The organism is Pseudomonas sp. FP1154 (genome assembly GCF_030687245.1).
Classification (GTDB): domain Bacteria; phylum Pseudomonadota; class Gammaproteobacteria; order Pseudomonadales; family Pseudomonadaceae; genus Aquipseudomonas; species Aquipseudomonas rhizophila.
Genome location: NZ_CP117465.1, coordinates 3,675,189 through 3,689,260, shown reverse-complemented (window position 1 = coordinate 3,689,260; position 14,072 = coordinate 3,675,189). Strand labels below are relative to the sequence as shown.

General features: G+C 60.5%; 12 protein-coding genes and 1 tRNA gene. 5 read left to right on the top strand and 8 right to left on the bottom strand.

Translation table 11 applies throughout. The features are described from left to right. Positions 1 to 4: 4 nt before the first annotated feature. Positions 5 to 1,072 (bottom strand): 3-deoxy-7-phosphoheptulonate synthase, encoded by a 1,068-nt coding sequence (locus PSH91_RS16495; RefSeq protein ID WP_305466229.1) that lies wholly within the window; start codon positions 1,070 to 1,072, stop codon positions 5 to 7. 692 nt (positions 1,073 to 1,764) lie between these two features. Between PSH91_RS16495 and PSH91_RS16490 the strand changes: the two genes are divergently transcribed. From PSH91_RS16490 to PSH91_RS16470, 5 genes are all read left to right on the top strand, one after another. After that, positions 1,765 to 2,199 carry an N-acetyltransferase gene (locus PSH91_RS16490; protein WP_076384052.1) on the top strand — a complete coding sequence of 145 codons (435 nt, stop codon included), beginning with the start codon at positions 1,765 to 1,767 and terminating at the stop codon, positions 2,197 to 2,199. 127 nt (positions 2,200 to 2,326) lie between these two features. Further along, positions 2,327 to 2,968, top strand: coding sequence for a UvrY/SirA/GacA family response regulator transcription factor (gene uvrY / locus PSH91_RS16485; RefSeq protein ID WP_024781217.1), 642 nt, complete (start codon positions 2,327 to 2,329; stop codon positions 2,966 to 2,968). 2 nt (positions 2,969 to 2,970) lie between these two features. Then, positions 2,971 to 4,794, top strand: coding sequence for an excinuclease ABC subunit UvrC (gene uvrC / locus PSH91_RS16480; protein ID WP_047227858.1), 1,824 nt, complete (start codon positions 2,971 to 2,973; stop codon positions 4,792 to 4,794). 32 nt (positions 4,795 to 4,826) lie between these two features. After that, a complete protein-coding gene (gene pgsA / locus PSH91_RS16475; protein ID WP_047227859.1) occupies positions 4,827 to 5,387 on the top strand; it encodes a CDP-diacylglycerol--glycerol-3-phosphate 3-phosphatidyltransferase in 561 nt (186 codons plus the stop codon). Positions 5,388 to 5,450: 63 nt separating this feature from the next. Continuing rightward, positions 5,451 to 5,526: transfer RNA gene (locus tag PSH91_RS16470), tRNA-Gly, on the top strand. Positions 5,527 to 5,720: 194 nt separating this feature from the next. Here PSH91_RS16470 and PSH91_RS16465 read toward each other — a convergent pair. The 7 genes from PSH91_RS16465 to PSH91_RS16435 are packed head-to-tail and all read right to left on the bottom strand — an operon-like array spanning position 5,721 to position 13,545. Further along, positions 5,721 to 7,316 (bottom strand): gamma-glutamyltransferase family protein, encoded by a 1,596-nt coding sequence (locus PSH91_RS16465; RefSeq protein WP_305466227.1) that lies wholly within the window; start codon positions 7,314 to 7,316, stop codon positions 5,721 to 5,723. Positions 7,317 to 7,341: 25 nt separating this feature from the next. Next, entirely contained in the window at positions 7,342 to 8,214 is an 873-nt protein-coding gene (locus tag PSH91_RS16460; RefSeq protein WP_160894208.1) for an ABC transporter permease, read from the bottom strand. Beyond that, the gene (locus PSH91_RS16455; RefSeq protein ID WP_305466223.1) at positions 8,211 to 9,158 is read right to left on the bottom strand and encodes an ABC transporter permease; all 948 of its coding nucleotides are present in this window, start codon (positions 9,156 to 9,158) and stop codon (positions 8,211 to 8,213) included. Before PSH91_RS16455 ends, PSH91_RS16460 begins: the two co-directional genes overlap by 4 nt. 34 nt (positions 9,159 to 9,192) lie before the next feature. Further along, positions 9,193 to 10,695: an ABC transporter substrate-binding protein gene (locus PSH91_RS16450; RefSeq protein WP_305466222.1), complete on the bottom strand. Its 1,503-nt coding sequence runs from the start codon at positions 10,693 to 10,695 to the stop codon at positions 9,193 to 9,195. Next, positions 10,692 to 11,810: an ABC transporter ATP-binding protein gene (locus PSH91_RS16445; protein WP_305466221.1), complete on the bottom strand. Its 1,119-nt coding sequence runs from the start codon at positions 11,808 to 11,810 to the stop codon at positions 10,692 to 10,694. The genes PSH91_RS16450 and PSH91_RS16445 overlap by 4 nt, the downstream gene beginning before the upstream one ends. Continuing rightward, positions 11,807 to 12,811 (bottom strand): ABC transporter ATP-binding protein, encoded by a 1,005-nt coding sequence (locus PSH91_RS16440; protein WP_109755293.1) that lies wholly within the window; start codon positions 12,809 to 12,811, stop codon positions 11,807 to 11,809. Before PSH91_RS16440 ends, PSH91_RS16445 begins: the two co-directional genes overlap by 4 nt. Beyond that, complete coding sequence (locus PSH91_RS16435; protein ID WP_076384075.1) at positions 12,808 to 13,545, bottom strand: FadR/GntR family transcriptional regulator; 738 nt, start codon at positions 13,543 to 13,545, stop codon at positions 12,808 to 12,810. Before PSH91_RS16435 ends, PSH91_RS16440 begins: the two co-directional genes overlap by 4 nt. Positions 13,546 to 14,072 lie beyond the last annotated feature (527 nt).

The window sequence follows — 14,072 nt, the reverse complement described above, 5'->3', positions numbered from 1 at the left end:
GGATTCAGGCCGACACCAGTTGACGATGGGCCTGACGCAGCAGTTGCTCGGTGGTCGCCCAACCCAGGCAGCCATCGGTCACCGATACGCCGTAACGCAGCGACGGGCCCAACGACTGGCAACCTTCGAACAGGTGGCTTTCCAGCATCATGCCGATGAGGGAGTGGTTTCCTTGCAGGCGCTGTTCCAGGACGTCGTTGAACACCTGAGGCTGGCGCAACGGGTCTTTGCCACTGTTGGCGTGGCTGCAATCCACCATGATCCGGGTCGGTATTTTCAGGCGGGTCAGGTCATTGTGTATCTGTGTGACGCTCTGGCGGTCATAGTTCGGCCCGCGATGGCCGCCGCGCAGCACCAGATGAGTGTCGGGGTTGCCCTGGGTCTGGATGATCGCCGGATGCCCCTGGCTGTCGACGCCGAAATGCCGATGAGGATGGGCTGCCGAGCGCATGGCATCGCAGGCGATGCCAACACCGCCGTCCGTGCCGTTCTTGAAACCGACCGGCATGCCCAGGCCGCTGGCCATTTCCCGGTGGATCTGCGATTCGGTGGTACGCGCGCCGATGGCGACCCAACTGAGCAGGTCATCGAAGTAGTTGGCGGCCATGGGTTGCAGCAGTTCGGTGGCCACAGGCAGGCCCAACTGGAGCATTTCGCGCATCAGTTCCCGGGACAGCGTCAGGCCGCCGGCCATGTCATCGCTGCCATCCAGGCCAGGGTCGTAAGCGAGGCCTTTCCAGCCTACCGTCGTGCGGGGTTTTTCCACGTAGGCGCGCATCACCAGCAGCATGCTGTCGCTGACTTCATGGGCCACGCGCGCCAGGTTGGCAGCGTATTCGAGGGCCGATTTCGGGTCGTGGATGGAGCAGGGGCCGACAACGACCAGCAGGCGGGAGTCCTCACCGTCGAGAATCGCGCGGATTGCCTGGCGATGGACATTGACCTGTTGGCTCAGCGCCGAACTGAGGGGCAACTGTTGCTTGAGTTGCAATGAGCTGGGCAGACGCAGGGTCAGGGCTTCATTGGCGGGGTTGAGCGTGGACAGCGGCAAAGCAGAGACGGACGAATTCATGATCTGGTTTCCTGGGCGGGCAGCGGGTTCATTCCCGCGCGCCGGCCCTATTGGGGTGTTCGACAATTGGCCGTATTGGCCCGCAACTGAGGCTTGCCACCGGTAGGTGACCGATCGGAGGCGGCAGGCTGTCCCGAGCGGTGGCTGGTAAATCGCCAGGCGGAAAAACTGTCGTAACGGTAATAAGTGGCGTAGTTCATGGCTCAATCCTCAAGTTTGTCTGGTGTCGCAAAAATGTGTGGGGCTGAAAAAACAAAACCCCCGGTCGGGAGGCCGACCGGGGGTTAGAAAACTCTGGAAGGCGACCCGTTTAAATTGGGCGCCGGTTGGGTATCAGGCGCGCCAGTGGCTAAACCAATACCCAAAATAAAAGCTGACCGGAGTCTGAACACTGTTCTCCCAGGCAGCCGCAACCGAGCGCGGGGCGCTGGCGGTTTGAAGCGATGCGAGGGCGTTGAACATGGTCTGTCTCCGATGAATGGCCCTGAGCTTACTAGAGCAGGGCGGGCCGGTTCAATCAGAAAATTCTATCGTGGGCATGTGATTGTTCATCCTGGCTTGAGTCCGGCGGGCTTTATGACAAACTTTGGGTTTGCACCTTCTCTCGATCTGGCTTTCGGCCTGAGCGAGTTGTGGTGCCCGACGGTTATCGGGCCCAGTCGTATGGGTGACCATTCTTTGAAGAGGTACACATGAGTTTCCAGTGGCGTGCGGCAACGGCCGAGGACATCGCCTTTGCCCGGCAACTGACGTGCATCAACATGCTTCCCTATTACTTGCACCATGATTTGTTATGGCAGGACGAAGCATTCGATCTGGCCTGGATCATTCGTCAGAACTGGATCATCTGCCGCGAGGGGCAAGCGTTGGGTTTTGTGAGTCTGAGTCGTGATGCCCGGGCGTTGTATATCCGGGAGCTACAGATTGCCGAGGCGTTTCGGGGGCAGGGCGCCGGCACCTGGGCGATCGGTCAGGTTTGGGACATGATGATGCAGGAGCGTCGCCCGGCGTTACGCCTGACGGTTTTCAAGAACAATCCGGCCAGGGTGCTCTACGAGCGCATGGGGCTGCAGGTGGTCGGCGAGGATGAATGTTTCCTGAGGATGGAACGGGCCGCCAGGGCTTGAGGCCTCGGATTGCGTGCCTGTGAAAGACGCGTTGTAACTTTTATATGTCCCTTTGCGCTAGGTCTGCCGGATGGTTTTTGCTAAGGTGTTGGGCAACCCAAATAAGACCAAATCGTGAGGTGTCTGCTTGATTAGGGTGTTAGTGGTCGACGACCATGATCTCGTCCGTACGGGCATTACACGAATGCTGGCTGATATCGACGGTCTGCAGGTGGTTGGTCAGGCTGAATCCGGGGAAGAGTCCCTTATCAAGGCGCGTGAACTGAAACCCGACGTGGTACTGATGGACGTCAAGATGCCAGGCATCGGCGGTCTTGAAGCCACGCGTAAACTGCTGCGCAGCCACCCGGACATCAAGGTGGTCGCGGTGACCGTGTGTGAAGAAGATCCGTTCCCGACCCGCTTGCTGCAGGCGGGCGCTGCGGGTTATCTCACCAAGGGCGCCGGCTTGAACGAGATGGTCCAGGCCATTCGCCTGGTATTTGCCGGTCAGCGTTACATCAGCCCGCAAATTGCCCAGCAGCTGGCAATCAAGTCGTTCCAGCCGACCAATGAATCGCCCTTCGATGCGCTGTCGGAGCGGGAAATCCAGATTGCCCTGATGATTGTCGGTTGCCAAAAGGTGCAGATCATCTCCGATAAGCTGTGCTTGTCGCCTAAAACCGTCAACACCTACCGTTACCGAATCTTCGAGAAGCTGTCGATCAGCAGCGATGTCGAGTTGACGCTGCTGGCGGTGCGCCACGGCATGGTCGATGCCAGCGCCTGATAATGACTGAACTGTTTGATCCAAGTGCTTTCCTGTCCACATGCAGCGGTCGCCCAGGCGTCTATCGCATGTTCGACAGCGATGCGCGTCTGCTTTACGTCGGTAAGGCCAAGAACCTCAAGAAGCGTCTGGCCAGCTACTTTCGTAAAACCGGCCTCGCGCCAAAGACCGCCGCCCTGGTGGGGCGCATCGCGCAAGTCGAAACCACCATCACCGCCAATGAAACCGAGGCCTTGCTGCTCGAGCAGACGCTGATCAAGGAATGGCGGCCGCCGTACAATATTCTGCTGCGTGACGATAAGTCCTACCCGTACGTGTTCCTGTCCGACGGGGCATTTCCGCGCCTGAGCATTCACCGCGGGGCCAAGAAGGCCAAGGGCCGGTATTTCGGCCCTTACCCCAGCGCCGGGGCGATCCGTGAAAGCCTGAGTCTGCTGCAGAAGACCTTCTTCGTTCGCCAATGCGAAGACAGCTATTACAAGAACCGTACCCGACCATGCCTGCAATATCAGATCAAACGCTGCAAGGCGCCTTGCGTCGGGTTCGTCGAACCCCAGGTCTACGCCGAAGACGTGCGCCACTCGGTGATGTTTCTTGAAGGTCGCAGCAATGCGTTGACCGACGAACTGTCGGCGGCGATGGAGGACGCGGCGGTCAATCTTGAGTTTGAGCGGGCTGCCGAGCTGCGTGACCAGATCGGGCTGCTGCGCCGCGTGCAGGATCAGCAGAGCATGGAAGGTGGCAGCGGCGACGTTGACGTGATCGCCGCGTTCATCAACCCGGGTGGCGCCTGCGTTCACCTGATCAGCGTGCGCGGCGGTCGGGTGCTGGGCAGCAAGAACTTCTTTCCCCAGGTGGGTATCGAGGAAGACGTGGCCGAAGTCATGGCGGCGTTTTTGGGCCAGTACTACATCAGCAGCCCGGAGCGCGACCTGCCTGCCGAGTTGATCGTCAATGTGGTCCACGAAGACTTCCCAGCCCTGGTCGAGGCCATTGACAAGCTTCGTGGTCGTGAACTGACCATCAGCCATCGCGTGCGTGGCACCCGGGCGCGCTGGCAGCAACTGGCCGTGACCAACGCCGAACAGGCCCTTGGCGCACGCTTGGCCAACCGCCAGCATGTGGCGGCACGGTTCGATGCCTTGGCCGATGTCCTTAACCTGGACGAGCCGCCGCAGCGGCTGGAGTGCTACGACATCAGCCACTCCAGTGGCGAAGCGACCGTGGCATCTTGTGTGGTGTTTGGTCCGGAGGGCCCGATCAAGTCCGATTACCGACGCTACAACATCGAAGGCGTTACCCCGGGCGATGATTATGCGGCGATGCATCAGGCGCTGATGCGCCGGTTCGGCAAGCTCAAGGACGGGGAGGGCAAGCTGCCGGACATCCTGCTGGTGGACGGCGGCAAAGGCCAGCTGTCCATGGCCCGCGACGTATTGAACGAGCTGATGGTCCCCGACCTGATCCTGCTGGGCGTGGCCAAGGGCGCAACCCGCAAGGCCGGTTTCGAGACCTTGTACCTGAACGATGCGGCCCATGAGTTCACCCTGAAAGGGGATTCGCCGGCGCTGCACCTGATCCAGCAGATCCGTGACGAAGCACACCGTTTCGCCATTACCGGACACCGCGCCCGCCGGGGCAAGACCCGCCGTACATCGACGCTGGAAGGTGTGGCAGGGGTCGGCCCGACGCGACGTCGCGATCTATTGAAACATTTTGGTGGATTGCAGGAGCTGTCTCGTGCCAGCATCGAAGAGATAGCCAAAGCTCCCGGTATCAGTAAAAAGCTCGCTGAGTCGATTTATGCAAGCCTGCATAGCGAGTAGAATGCCCGTCAACCTCGCAGCCAGTTGTGCCGATGAATATCCCAAATCTGATTACCGTACTCCGCGTCCTGCTCATCCCGATCTTCATTTTGCTGTTCTATTTGCCGTACCACTGGAGCTATGTGGCCTCCGCCTCGGTCTTTGCCTTCGCCGCCGCCACCGACTGGCTGGACGGCTACCTGGCCCGACGCCTGGAGCAGAGCACGCCTTTCGGCGCCTTTCTGGACCCTGTGGCCGACAAGCTGATGGTCGCGGTCGCCTTGGTACTGCTGGTGCAGGAGCACGGCAACCTCTGGCTGACCCTGCCGGCAGCGGTGATCATCGGCCGCGAGATCGTCGTATCGGCACTGCGCGAATGGATGGCCGAACTGGGCGCCCGTGCCCAGGTAGCGGTATCGAACCTGGGCAAATGGAAAACCGCCGCGCAGATGCTGGCGCTGGTGATCCTGCTGGGCAACCCGGCCAACTTCAATTTCTGGGTGCTGTTGGGCTATGCACTGCTGCTGATCTCCGCAGGCCTGACATTGTGGTCGATGGTTCAGTACCTGCGCGCCGCCTGGCCGCATCTGCGCACTGACGTAGACCCGAAATAAAAGTTTTTTGAATCAAAGGGTTGACGGCGTAATCTGAATCTATAGAATGCGCCACACCAAGACGCGGGAATAGCTCAGTTGGTAGAGCACGACCTTGCCAAGGTCGGGGTCGCGAGTTCGAGTCTCGTTTCCCGCTCCAAGATTCAGAAAAAAGCCACTCAGATGAGTGGCTTTTTTTTGTGCCTGTGAAATACAGGCCCAATGCAAGCTCGCCACAGTTCTGAGTCCTGGGCGGCAAAGCATGTTGGCAATAGCTTGCGGTGGGATGAGAATTAGCGGTTTTCAGAGAATAATCCTACGCGCAACTCAGTTGCGCCTAGGATCTTCGTACTTTCAGTACGCGGCCACCAGACCATCCTTCCGGGGATCAGTGCCACCCACATAGCCATGAGTGGTGCGCTGGATAATCTGCGCGCCGCCAAAGGCGAATACGCCGTTAGGTTCTTCGATAACTATGTCGTGGCCTTTGGCACGCAAGGCTTCGACCACCTGTGGGTCGAATGCACGTTCCACTGCGACTTTCAGGCCAGATTCGAGCCTCCAGCGCGGTGCGTCTGCGGCGGCTTGCGGGTTCTGTTTGTAGCGCAGGATGCGCATCATCATCTGCAAGTGACCCTGTGCCTGCATCGGGCCGCCCATCAGGCCGAAGGACATCAACGGCGTGCCGTCGGCGTTCATCACAAAGCCGGGGATGATGGTGTGGAACGGACGTTTGCGCGGTGCAACGTAGTTGACGTGCTGCGGATCCAGGGAGAAGCCCGCGCCACGGTTTTGCAGGCTGATGCCGGTGCCAGGCACCACGACACCTGAGCCGAAGCCCATGTAATTGGACTGGATGAACGAGATCATCATGCCGCTTTCATCGGCCGCCGACAGGTATACAGTGCCGCCCGGTTTAGGCGAACCATGCCCCGGATTGGCGGCCTTGTCGGTGACGAGACCGGCGCGCTCCATCAGGTAGGTTTTGTCCAGCAGATGCTCGGAAGGCACGCGCATGTGGTCGTTATCCGCCACGTGTTCGTTCAGGTCGGCAAGGGCCAGCTTCATGGCTTCCAACACTGGGTGCACGGTTTCCAGGCTGTCCACTGGATGCTCGCCGACGCCCAATGCTTCGAGCATAGTCAGGCCGGACAGGGTAGCGATGCCCTGGCCATTAGGTGGCAATTCATGAACGACGGCGCCGGCGTAGGGCACCGACAGGGTGTCGATCCAGTCCACAGTGTGGGTCGCCAGATCGTCGAGGCTCATGACGCTGCCATTGGCGTTGGCATGGGCGATGATGGCTTGGGCCAGTTCGCCGCGATAGAACGCTTCGCCTTTGGTTTGGGCGATCAGCTCCAGGGTGCGGGCGTGATCCTTGAGCCGGATTTTGTCCCCGGCCTGTGGTGCTTGGCCGTCGGGCAGGAAGCACTCGGCAAAACCCGGCTGATCCTTGAGCCGTTCAGCGCCGAGCTTCCACAGCTGGGCTATGATCGGGGTGACTTGGTAGCCATCCCGAGCATAGCCGATGGCCGGTTCAGCCAGGCTGGCGAAAGGCAGTTTTCCGTAACGCTCGGACAGCTCGACCCAGGCCGAAACCGCCCCCGGCACAGTCACCGCTGGCCAGCCGCGCTGGGGCATTTTGCTCTGCCCGGCGAAAAACTCAGGGGTCCAGGCTTGCGGTGCGCGACCGGAAGCATTCAGTCCCTGCAACTTGCTGCCGTCCCAGACGATAGCGAAAGCGTCGCTGCCGATCCCGCAACCGGTGGGCTCGACCACGGTCAGGACCATGGCGGCTGCGATGGCCGCGTCGACGGCGTTGCCGCCCTTGCGCAACATGTCCAGCCCGGCCTGGGCGGCCAATGGCTGGGAGCAGGCGACCATGCTACTGCCCATCACTGGCGAGCGTGCCGAAGCGTAGGGTTGGCTGTAATCCAGATCATCAAACATTAGCGTTTCTCTTTGGCAGAAAAAGTTAGCCCTTGGGGTCCAGCGCATCACGCAAACCATCCCCCACCAGGTTGAAACACAGGACCGTAATGTAGATCGCCACGCCAGGCGCAATCGACATCCAGGGTGCCTGCTCCATGAAGTTTTTCGCGGTGTTGAGCATCGATCCCCAGGAAGGCGAGGGCGGTTGCTGGCCCAGACCGAGGAACGACAGACTGGCTTCAGCCAGAATCGCCGAGGCGATGGTCAAGGTGGCTTGCACAACCAATGGCGACATCACGTTGGGCAGCACGTAGCGCAGGATGATCCAGCGATCCGGCAAGCCAATGGCACGAGCACCTTCCAGGTAATCTTCGTGTTTGATGGCCAGCACCTGACCACGGGTCAGTCGGGCAAAGATCGGCATGGCTGACAGGCCGATGGCGATCATTGCGTTGGTCAGGCTCGGGCCAAGGAAGGCGCCCAGCGCAATCGCCAATACCAGAAACGGGCAGGACAACAGCGCGTCCATGACACGGGAAATCATCGCTTCGAGTTTGCCGCCGAAATAACCGCCCAACAGGCCCAAAGGCACGCCGATGGCCATGGCGATGACCACCGAAACACCACCGGCCAGCAACGAACTGCGAGCGCCCCAGAGCAGGCGGGAAAACAGATCGCGACCCAGTTCGTCAGTGCCCATCCAGTAGATCAGCGATGGTGCCTTGCGGACCGCGAGAAAGTTGGCTTTCAGCGGGTCATGGGGCGCAATCCAGGGCGCCAGCAAGGCCGCCAGGATAAACAGCAGCAACACCGCCGCGCCGAGTACCGCGCCTTTGTTGGCGAGGAATTTCTTCACGAACGGCGAGCGACTGCGGGGTGCGATCACGCTATGAGGGAGGCTGGAAATAGCGGTCATGAAGCAGTCCTCAGACGCGGATTAATCATCCGGTACAGCACGTCGGCGAGCAGGTTCAGCAGCAGGAAGCCAATTGCGATGCACAGCACCACGCCTTGCACCACGGCGTAATCACGATTGAACACGGCGTCGACAATCATCTTGCCGAAGCCAGGGATGCTGAAGACTTGCTCGGTCAGCACTGCGCCGCCGAGCAGTTCACCAAACAGCAGGGTGGTCAGGGTCACAATAGGCATCAATGCATTGCGCAGGGCATGCTTGAGGATCACCGTGCGCGGGCGCAGGCCCTTGGCCCGGGCGGTGCGCACGTAGTCGGTGCGCAACACTTCAAGCATGGCGCTGCGGGTATGGCGCATGAGAATCCCCGACAACCCTGCGCCGAGCACGAAGGCCGGCAGGATCAAGGTCTTCAGGTTTTGCCCGAAGTCCTCGCCCACGGGCACGAAACCCGAGGCCGGCAGCCATTGCAGTTTCACGGCGAAGACCATGATCAGCAGGATCCCCAGCCAGAAGTGCGGAATCGAGATCCCCGACAGCGCGATGACATTGGCCCCGTAATCCACGACGGTGCCTTTGCGTACGGCCGAGATAATTCCAGTGGGGATGCCGATCAGCAGTGCGATCAACAAGGCCAGCACTGCCAGCTCCAGGGTCACCGGCAACTTGGACGCCAACAGCGTGGTCACCGGTTGCTCGGTGCGCAGCGAAGTGCCGAAGTCGCCGGTCAGCACATTGCCGACCCAGTTCAGGTACTGCACGGGGATCGGGTCGTTGAGCCGATACTTGTCGCGCAGGTATTGCATCACCGCCGGATCGCGCTCTTCACCGGCCATGGCCAGCACCGGGTCACCCGGCAACAGTTTCTGCAGGGTGAAGACGAAGAGCGAAACCAGGATCAGTGTCGGGATCGCACTGAGCAGGCGTCGCAGGATAAACATCAGCATGCCGGACCCTCGTTTGTGCGGTGATCATTCACAGTCATGGCTTGAACGCGACGTTGTTCAGACGAATCAGGCCATCCGGGCTTGGCACGAAACCCGTCACGTTGTTACGCATGGCCATGATTCGCGGATCGAAATACAGATACGCGGTCGGCACTTCGTCAGCCAGCAAACGCAGGGCTTCGTTGTACAGGGCCTGGCGCTGGGCAACATCGTTGACAGTGCGGGCCTTATCCAACAGCTCGTCGAGTTTGGCGTTGCAGTATTTGCCGTCGTTCTGGCCGCCCTTGCAGGTCACGAACTGGTGAATGTCGCCATCCGGATCAGGACGGCCCGACCAGGCGCTCATGCCGATCTGGAAGTTGCCGCTTTGCTGTTCGCTAAGCATGGTGGCGTATTCAGTGGCAATCAGATTGACCTTGAAACCCGCTTCTTCAGCCATGGCCTGAATGATCTGCCCGACCTGTTGTGCGATAGGGTTGTTGGCGACTTTCAGGTCCACTGCCAGTGGCAGCTTCACGCCTGCTTCGGCCAGCAAGGCCTTGCTCTTTTCCACATCGCGGGTCGGGATCGGCAGATCCTTGTCGTAGTACGGGCTGTTTTTCGGAAACGGCTGGGCGCTTGGCGCATACAAGCCTTCGAACACCACCTGGTTGATCGCATCGCGGTCGATGGACAGCTCGAATGCCTTGCGCACGCGCTTGTCTTTGCCCATCGGCGAGTTGGCCTTTTCGCCGTTGTTGATGTTGAACATCAACTGCATGTAGCCAAGCCCTGGCGTGTTATAGACCGCCAGCTTGCTGTCCGCCTTGGCGGTTTTCACGTCGGTAGGGGCAACCCGTTCGATGATGTCCAGGTCGCCGGAACGCAGGTTGGCCAGACGCACCGAGGTGTCCGGAATCGGCAGGAAAATCACCTTGTCGAAGTGATAAGCCTGCTTGTTCCAGTAGTTGTCGAAGCGCTCCAGCACAATGCGATCCTGCTGCACGCGCTGGACGAATTTGTAAGGGCCGGAGCACACCGGTTTGGAGGCGAACTCACCCTGGGCGGCCTTCGGCGCAAGCATCATTCCGGCGCGGTCCGAGAGTTGGGAGACCAGGGTGGCGTCCGCTTGCTTGAGTTTGATGGCAACGGTTTTGGCGTCGATCACTTCAACACTGTCCACCGAGGCCAGCTCGCTCTTGCGCAGGGAGTCGGGCAGGGTGCGAGCGCGGTCCAGGTTGAACTTCACCGAGGCAGCATCGAACGCTTCGCCATCGTGGTAAGTCACGCCTTCGCGCAGAGTCATGGTCAGGATCTTGCCGTCTTCGCTCCAGTTCCAGGCAGTGGCCAGTTGTGGGGCGAAGGTCAGGTCCGGGTTCACATCCACCAGCTTGTCGCACAGTGCGGTATAGACCAGACGGCCCGCATAGGTACGCGAACGATGCGGGTCGAGCCCATCAGGATCGTCCTGAATGCCGATGCGCAGGGTGGATTCGGCAAAGGCGGCGTTGGCGGCCAGCAATAACAAGGTTCCTGTCATGACGCGTGCAATTTTCATGGCTGGCTCTCCACTGCAAGGGATTGATGGTTCTTGAACAGATTCAGGCGCTGGGTGTAGGCAGCGCTGGGTGTCGGCAAAATCAGGGTGCCTGCACCGGCATTGGCGATTTCACGCCAGAAGTGGCACGCCACCTGACGCTCGGCCTCGACGGTTTCCATCACCGGCACCACTTCTTTGCACAGCGCCCGGGCGTGCGGGCAGCGGGTATGGAAGCGGCAACCCGATGGCGGGCGGCTTGGGCTCGGCATGTCGCCGCCCAGCAATGGGCGCGGCCGGCGCAGGTCCGGGTGGCTGACCGGCACGGCGGCCATAAGCGCCTGGGTGTAAGGGTGCAGAGGGTTTTCAAACAGGCCGTTGACCGGCGCCAGTTCGACGATTTCCCCCAAATACATCACGGCTACTCGGTCGCTCATGTGGCGGATCACGGCGAGGCCGTGGGCGACAATCATCAGGGTCAGACCGAATTGATGCTTGAGGTCCTCCAGCAGGTTGACCACTTGCGCCTGCACCGAAACGTCCAGCGCGGACACGGGTTCGTCACCCAGAATCAAACGCGGGTCAGACGCCAGGGCTCTCGCAATGCCGATGCGCTGACGCTGGCCACCGGAGAACTCGTGAGGGTGGCGGCCGCCGTGCTCGGGCGCCAGGCCCACGGTGCGCAGCAACTCGGCGACTTTGGCCTGGCGGTCGCTGCGGCTGGCATCGCTGTGCAGCCAGATAGGCTCACCGACGATGGACTCCACAGTCATGCGCGGATTGAGCGAGGCAAACGGATCCTGAAAGATGATCTGCAAATCACGCCGCACTTGGCGCAGCTTTTCCGGGGTCAGATTGGCCAGGTTGCGGCCTTCATAAATGATGTCGCCCGCCGTAGGTTTGAGCAGGTTGAGCAGTAGACGGCCGAGGGTTGATTTACCCGAGCCAGACTCGCCCACCAGCGCCAGGGTTTCCCCTTTGCGCACCGACAGATTGACCTGATTGACCGCTTGCACCGGCGGCTTCTTGCGCTGGAACAAGCCGCTTTCCACCCCGAAGTGTTTGCTCAGGCCGATGCCGTCGAGAATGATTTCAGGGCTTGCACGCTTAACTATTTGGCGTTCAGAAAGGCTCACGCGCTGACTCCCATATGCTGTTCCAGTGGCGCACGAATGCACGCGGCGAAATGTCCGGGGGAAAGCTCAAGTAGCGGCGGGCGCGCCTCGCGACATGCCTGAATCGCAAAAGGGCAGCGCCCGGCGAATCGGCAACCGGTGGGCATTTGCGCAGGCGTCGGGACGCGACCATTGATGGTTGCCAGGCGACCTTCACGTGGGCCAATCGATGGCATCGAACCCATCAGGCCGATGGTGTACGGGTGCTGCGGGTCATCGAACAGGGTTTTTACCGGGCCGCTTTCCACCACTCGCCCGGCGTACATCACCATCACGTCGTCAGCGACTTCGGCGACCACGCCCAGATCATGGGTGATCAAGATCATGGCCGTGCCGGTTTCAGCCTGCAGATTGGCGATCAGCGACAGGATCTGCGCTTGAATGGTCACGTCCAGAGCAGTGGTGGGTTCGTCGGCAATGATCAGCGCCGGATCGTTGGCCAGGGCCATGGCAATCATTGCCCGCTGCCGCATGCCGCCGGACAGTTCATGGGGGTAGGCGTCCAGGCGTTGCGCAGCGTCAGGTACGCGGACCTTTTCGAGCATTTGCAGGGCGCGCTGACGGGCGTCCCTGGCCGACAGACCCTGATGGCGGATCACGCTTTCGGCGATCTGCTCGCCAATGGTGAAGACCGGGTTCAAGGAGGTCATGGGCTCTTGGAAAATCATCGCCATGCGGTTGCCGCGCACATCCAGCAAGCGCTCGTCGGGCATGCCCAGCAAGGCTTCATCGAGAAGGGCGGATGTACGGGCGGCGATCTTGGCGGTGTCGGGTAGCAAGCCCATCAGCGCCATGGACGTAACGCTTTTACCACATCCGGACTCTCCGACGATGGCCAGGGTCTTGCCGCGCTGGACCGAGAACGAGACGCCGTCCACGACATTGGCGGGCGCGCCTGCAAAGCACACGGTCAAGTTGCTGACACTCAATACCGTGTCGGTGGCCTGAGTTGTGGTGCTCATAAACTTGCCTCCAGATCTTGATTGATGACGTTGTCCAGCGCTTGTTGCAGCGCGCGCAAATGGCCACGCATGGCCGTGGCGGCCTTGATCGGATCACGGTTTTCGATAGCGTCGACAATGTCGTTGTGGTCGTGGCTGTAGGTGTCGAGGCGATCGGCGTTGCGAGCCCGCTGACGCAGCTCACGCCAGGCCGGGTCGAGCCGGATCGCATCGAGCATTTCAAAGATATCCAGCATCAGGCGGTTACCTGCGGCCTCGGCGATCCCGCGATGCAGGGCGCTGTCCCACAGCTCAATGCCCTCGGCATCGGCAGGCTCGGCGGCCTGTTGGTGTCTGGTGCGTTCGGCAAGGCGGCGCAAAATTGCTATCTGGTCGCCGTTGGCTCGAACCGCCGCTAGGGACGCCAGTGCCGGTTCCAGATGCAGGCGCGCTTCCATAACCTCGCTGAAGTTGGTCCGCCCGGACAACCGTGCAAAGCTCATGGCCGCACTCGGTGGCGTAGGGCCGACGAAGGTTCCTTTGCCTTGGCGCCGCCAGATCTGCCCTTCGGCTTCCAGCACCGCCAGCGCCCGCCGGATGGCCCGGCGACTGAGGCCAAAATCGGCGGCCAGATCCCGCTCGGTCGGCAATGCCCGGTGCGGGAAGGCAGCATGTTGCGCAACCATCTGCCGCAAGGCATCCAGCGCTAGTTTCGAAGTGTTGTCGATGGGTGTGTCAGGGTCGAACCTTTGCATTGTGGTACTCGCGCCAGAGTATAAAAAACGGCTCCGAGCTGACTGTGTGCAGGAGATCGAGGCAAAAGGGTAAGTGCAAGCGCGATGCCAATTGAAATTGGTTCGCCTCGGGATTAGCGCTATGTGCTTAGCTATTACTCAGGGGCAGCGGCGGCGGGGGCCGATAAGCAAGGGTTCGTCGGGTTGGTTCAGGGGATTAAAGAGGATTGGTTCGTGGATGATTGAACCAATTTCCGCCGCTTATGCAGATTGTGCATCGATTCGTGCGTAGTGCGCCGGGGTGGTGCTTGGTATTGATCACGGTGTGCGGCTTAGGTCGGTTGCAGTTTCAGAATCAAGTTCATTTGAATGGGCGGATGATGCCGGCAAGCTTGTGCTCGCGGGGGGCTATCTGACCACCGTGATGTCGCCCTGATCTTCTCGGGCATCAGTTGGGCCCGTTCATTGGAGCACTGTCAGCCACCCATCGCGGTCAACGCGTTCAAGGCATCGAGCGTGGTGAGTTCTGATGCTCCTGCTGGACTGCA

Bases quoted from the DNA above. Each gene is read 5' to 3' on its own strand.
- PSH91_RS16495 (WP_305466229.1), bottom strand. From the start codon at position 1,072: ATGAATTCGTCCGTCTCTGCTTTGCCGCTGTCCACGCTCAACCCCGCC.
- PSH91_RS16490 (WP_076384052.1), top strand. From the start codon at position 1,765: ATGAGTTTCCAGTGGCGTGCGGCAACGGCCGAGGACATCGCCTTTGCC.
- uvrC (WP_047227858.1), top strand. From the start codon at position 2,971: ATGACTGAACTGTTTGATCCAAGTGCTTTCCTGTCCACATGCAGCGGT.
- pgsA (WP_047227859.1), top strand. From the start codon at position 4,827: ATGAATATCCCAAATCTGATTACCGTACTCCGCGTCCTGCTCATCCCG.
- PSH91_RS16465 (WP_305466227.1), bottom strand. From the start codon at position 7,316: ATGTTTGATGATCTGGATTACAGCCAACCCTACGCTTCGGCACGCTCG.
- PSH91_RS16460 (WP_160894208.1), bottom strand. From the start codon at position 8,214: ATGACCGCTATTTCCAGCCTCCCTCATAGCGTGATCGCACCCCGCAGT.
- PSH91_RS16455 (WP_305466223.1), bottom strand. From the start codon at position 9,158: ATGCTGATGTTTATCCTGCGACGCCTGCTCAGTGCGATCCCGACACTG.
- PSH91_RS16450 (WP_305466222.1), bottom strand. From the start codon at position 10,695: ATGAAAATTGCACGCGTCATGACAGGAACCTTGTTATTGCTGGCCGCC.
- PSH91_RS16440 (WP_109755293.1), bottom strand. From the start codon at position 12,811: ATGAGCACCACAACTCAGGCCACCGACACGGTATTGAGTGTCAGCAAC.
- PSH91_RS16435 (WP_076384075.1), bottom strand. From the start codon at position 13,545: ATGCAAAGGTTCGACCCTGACACACCCATCGACAACACTTCGAAACTA.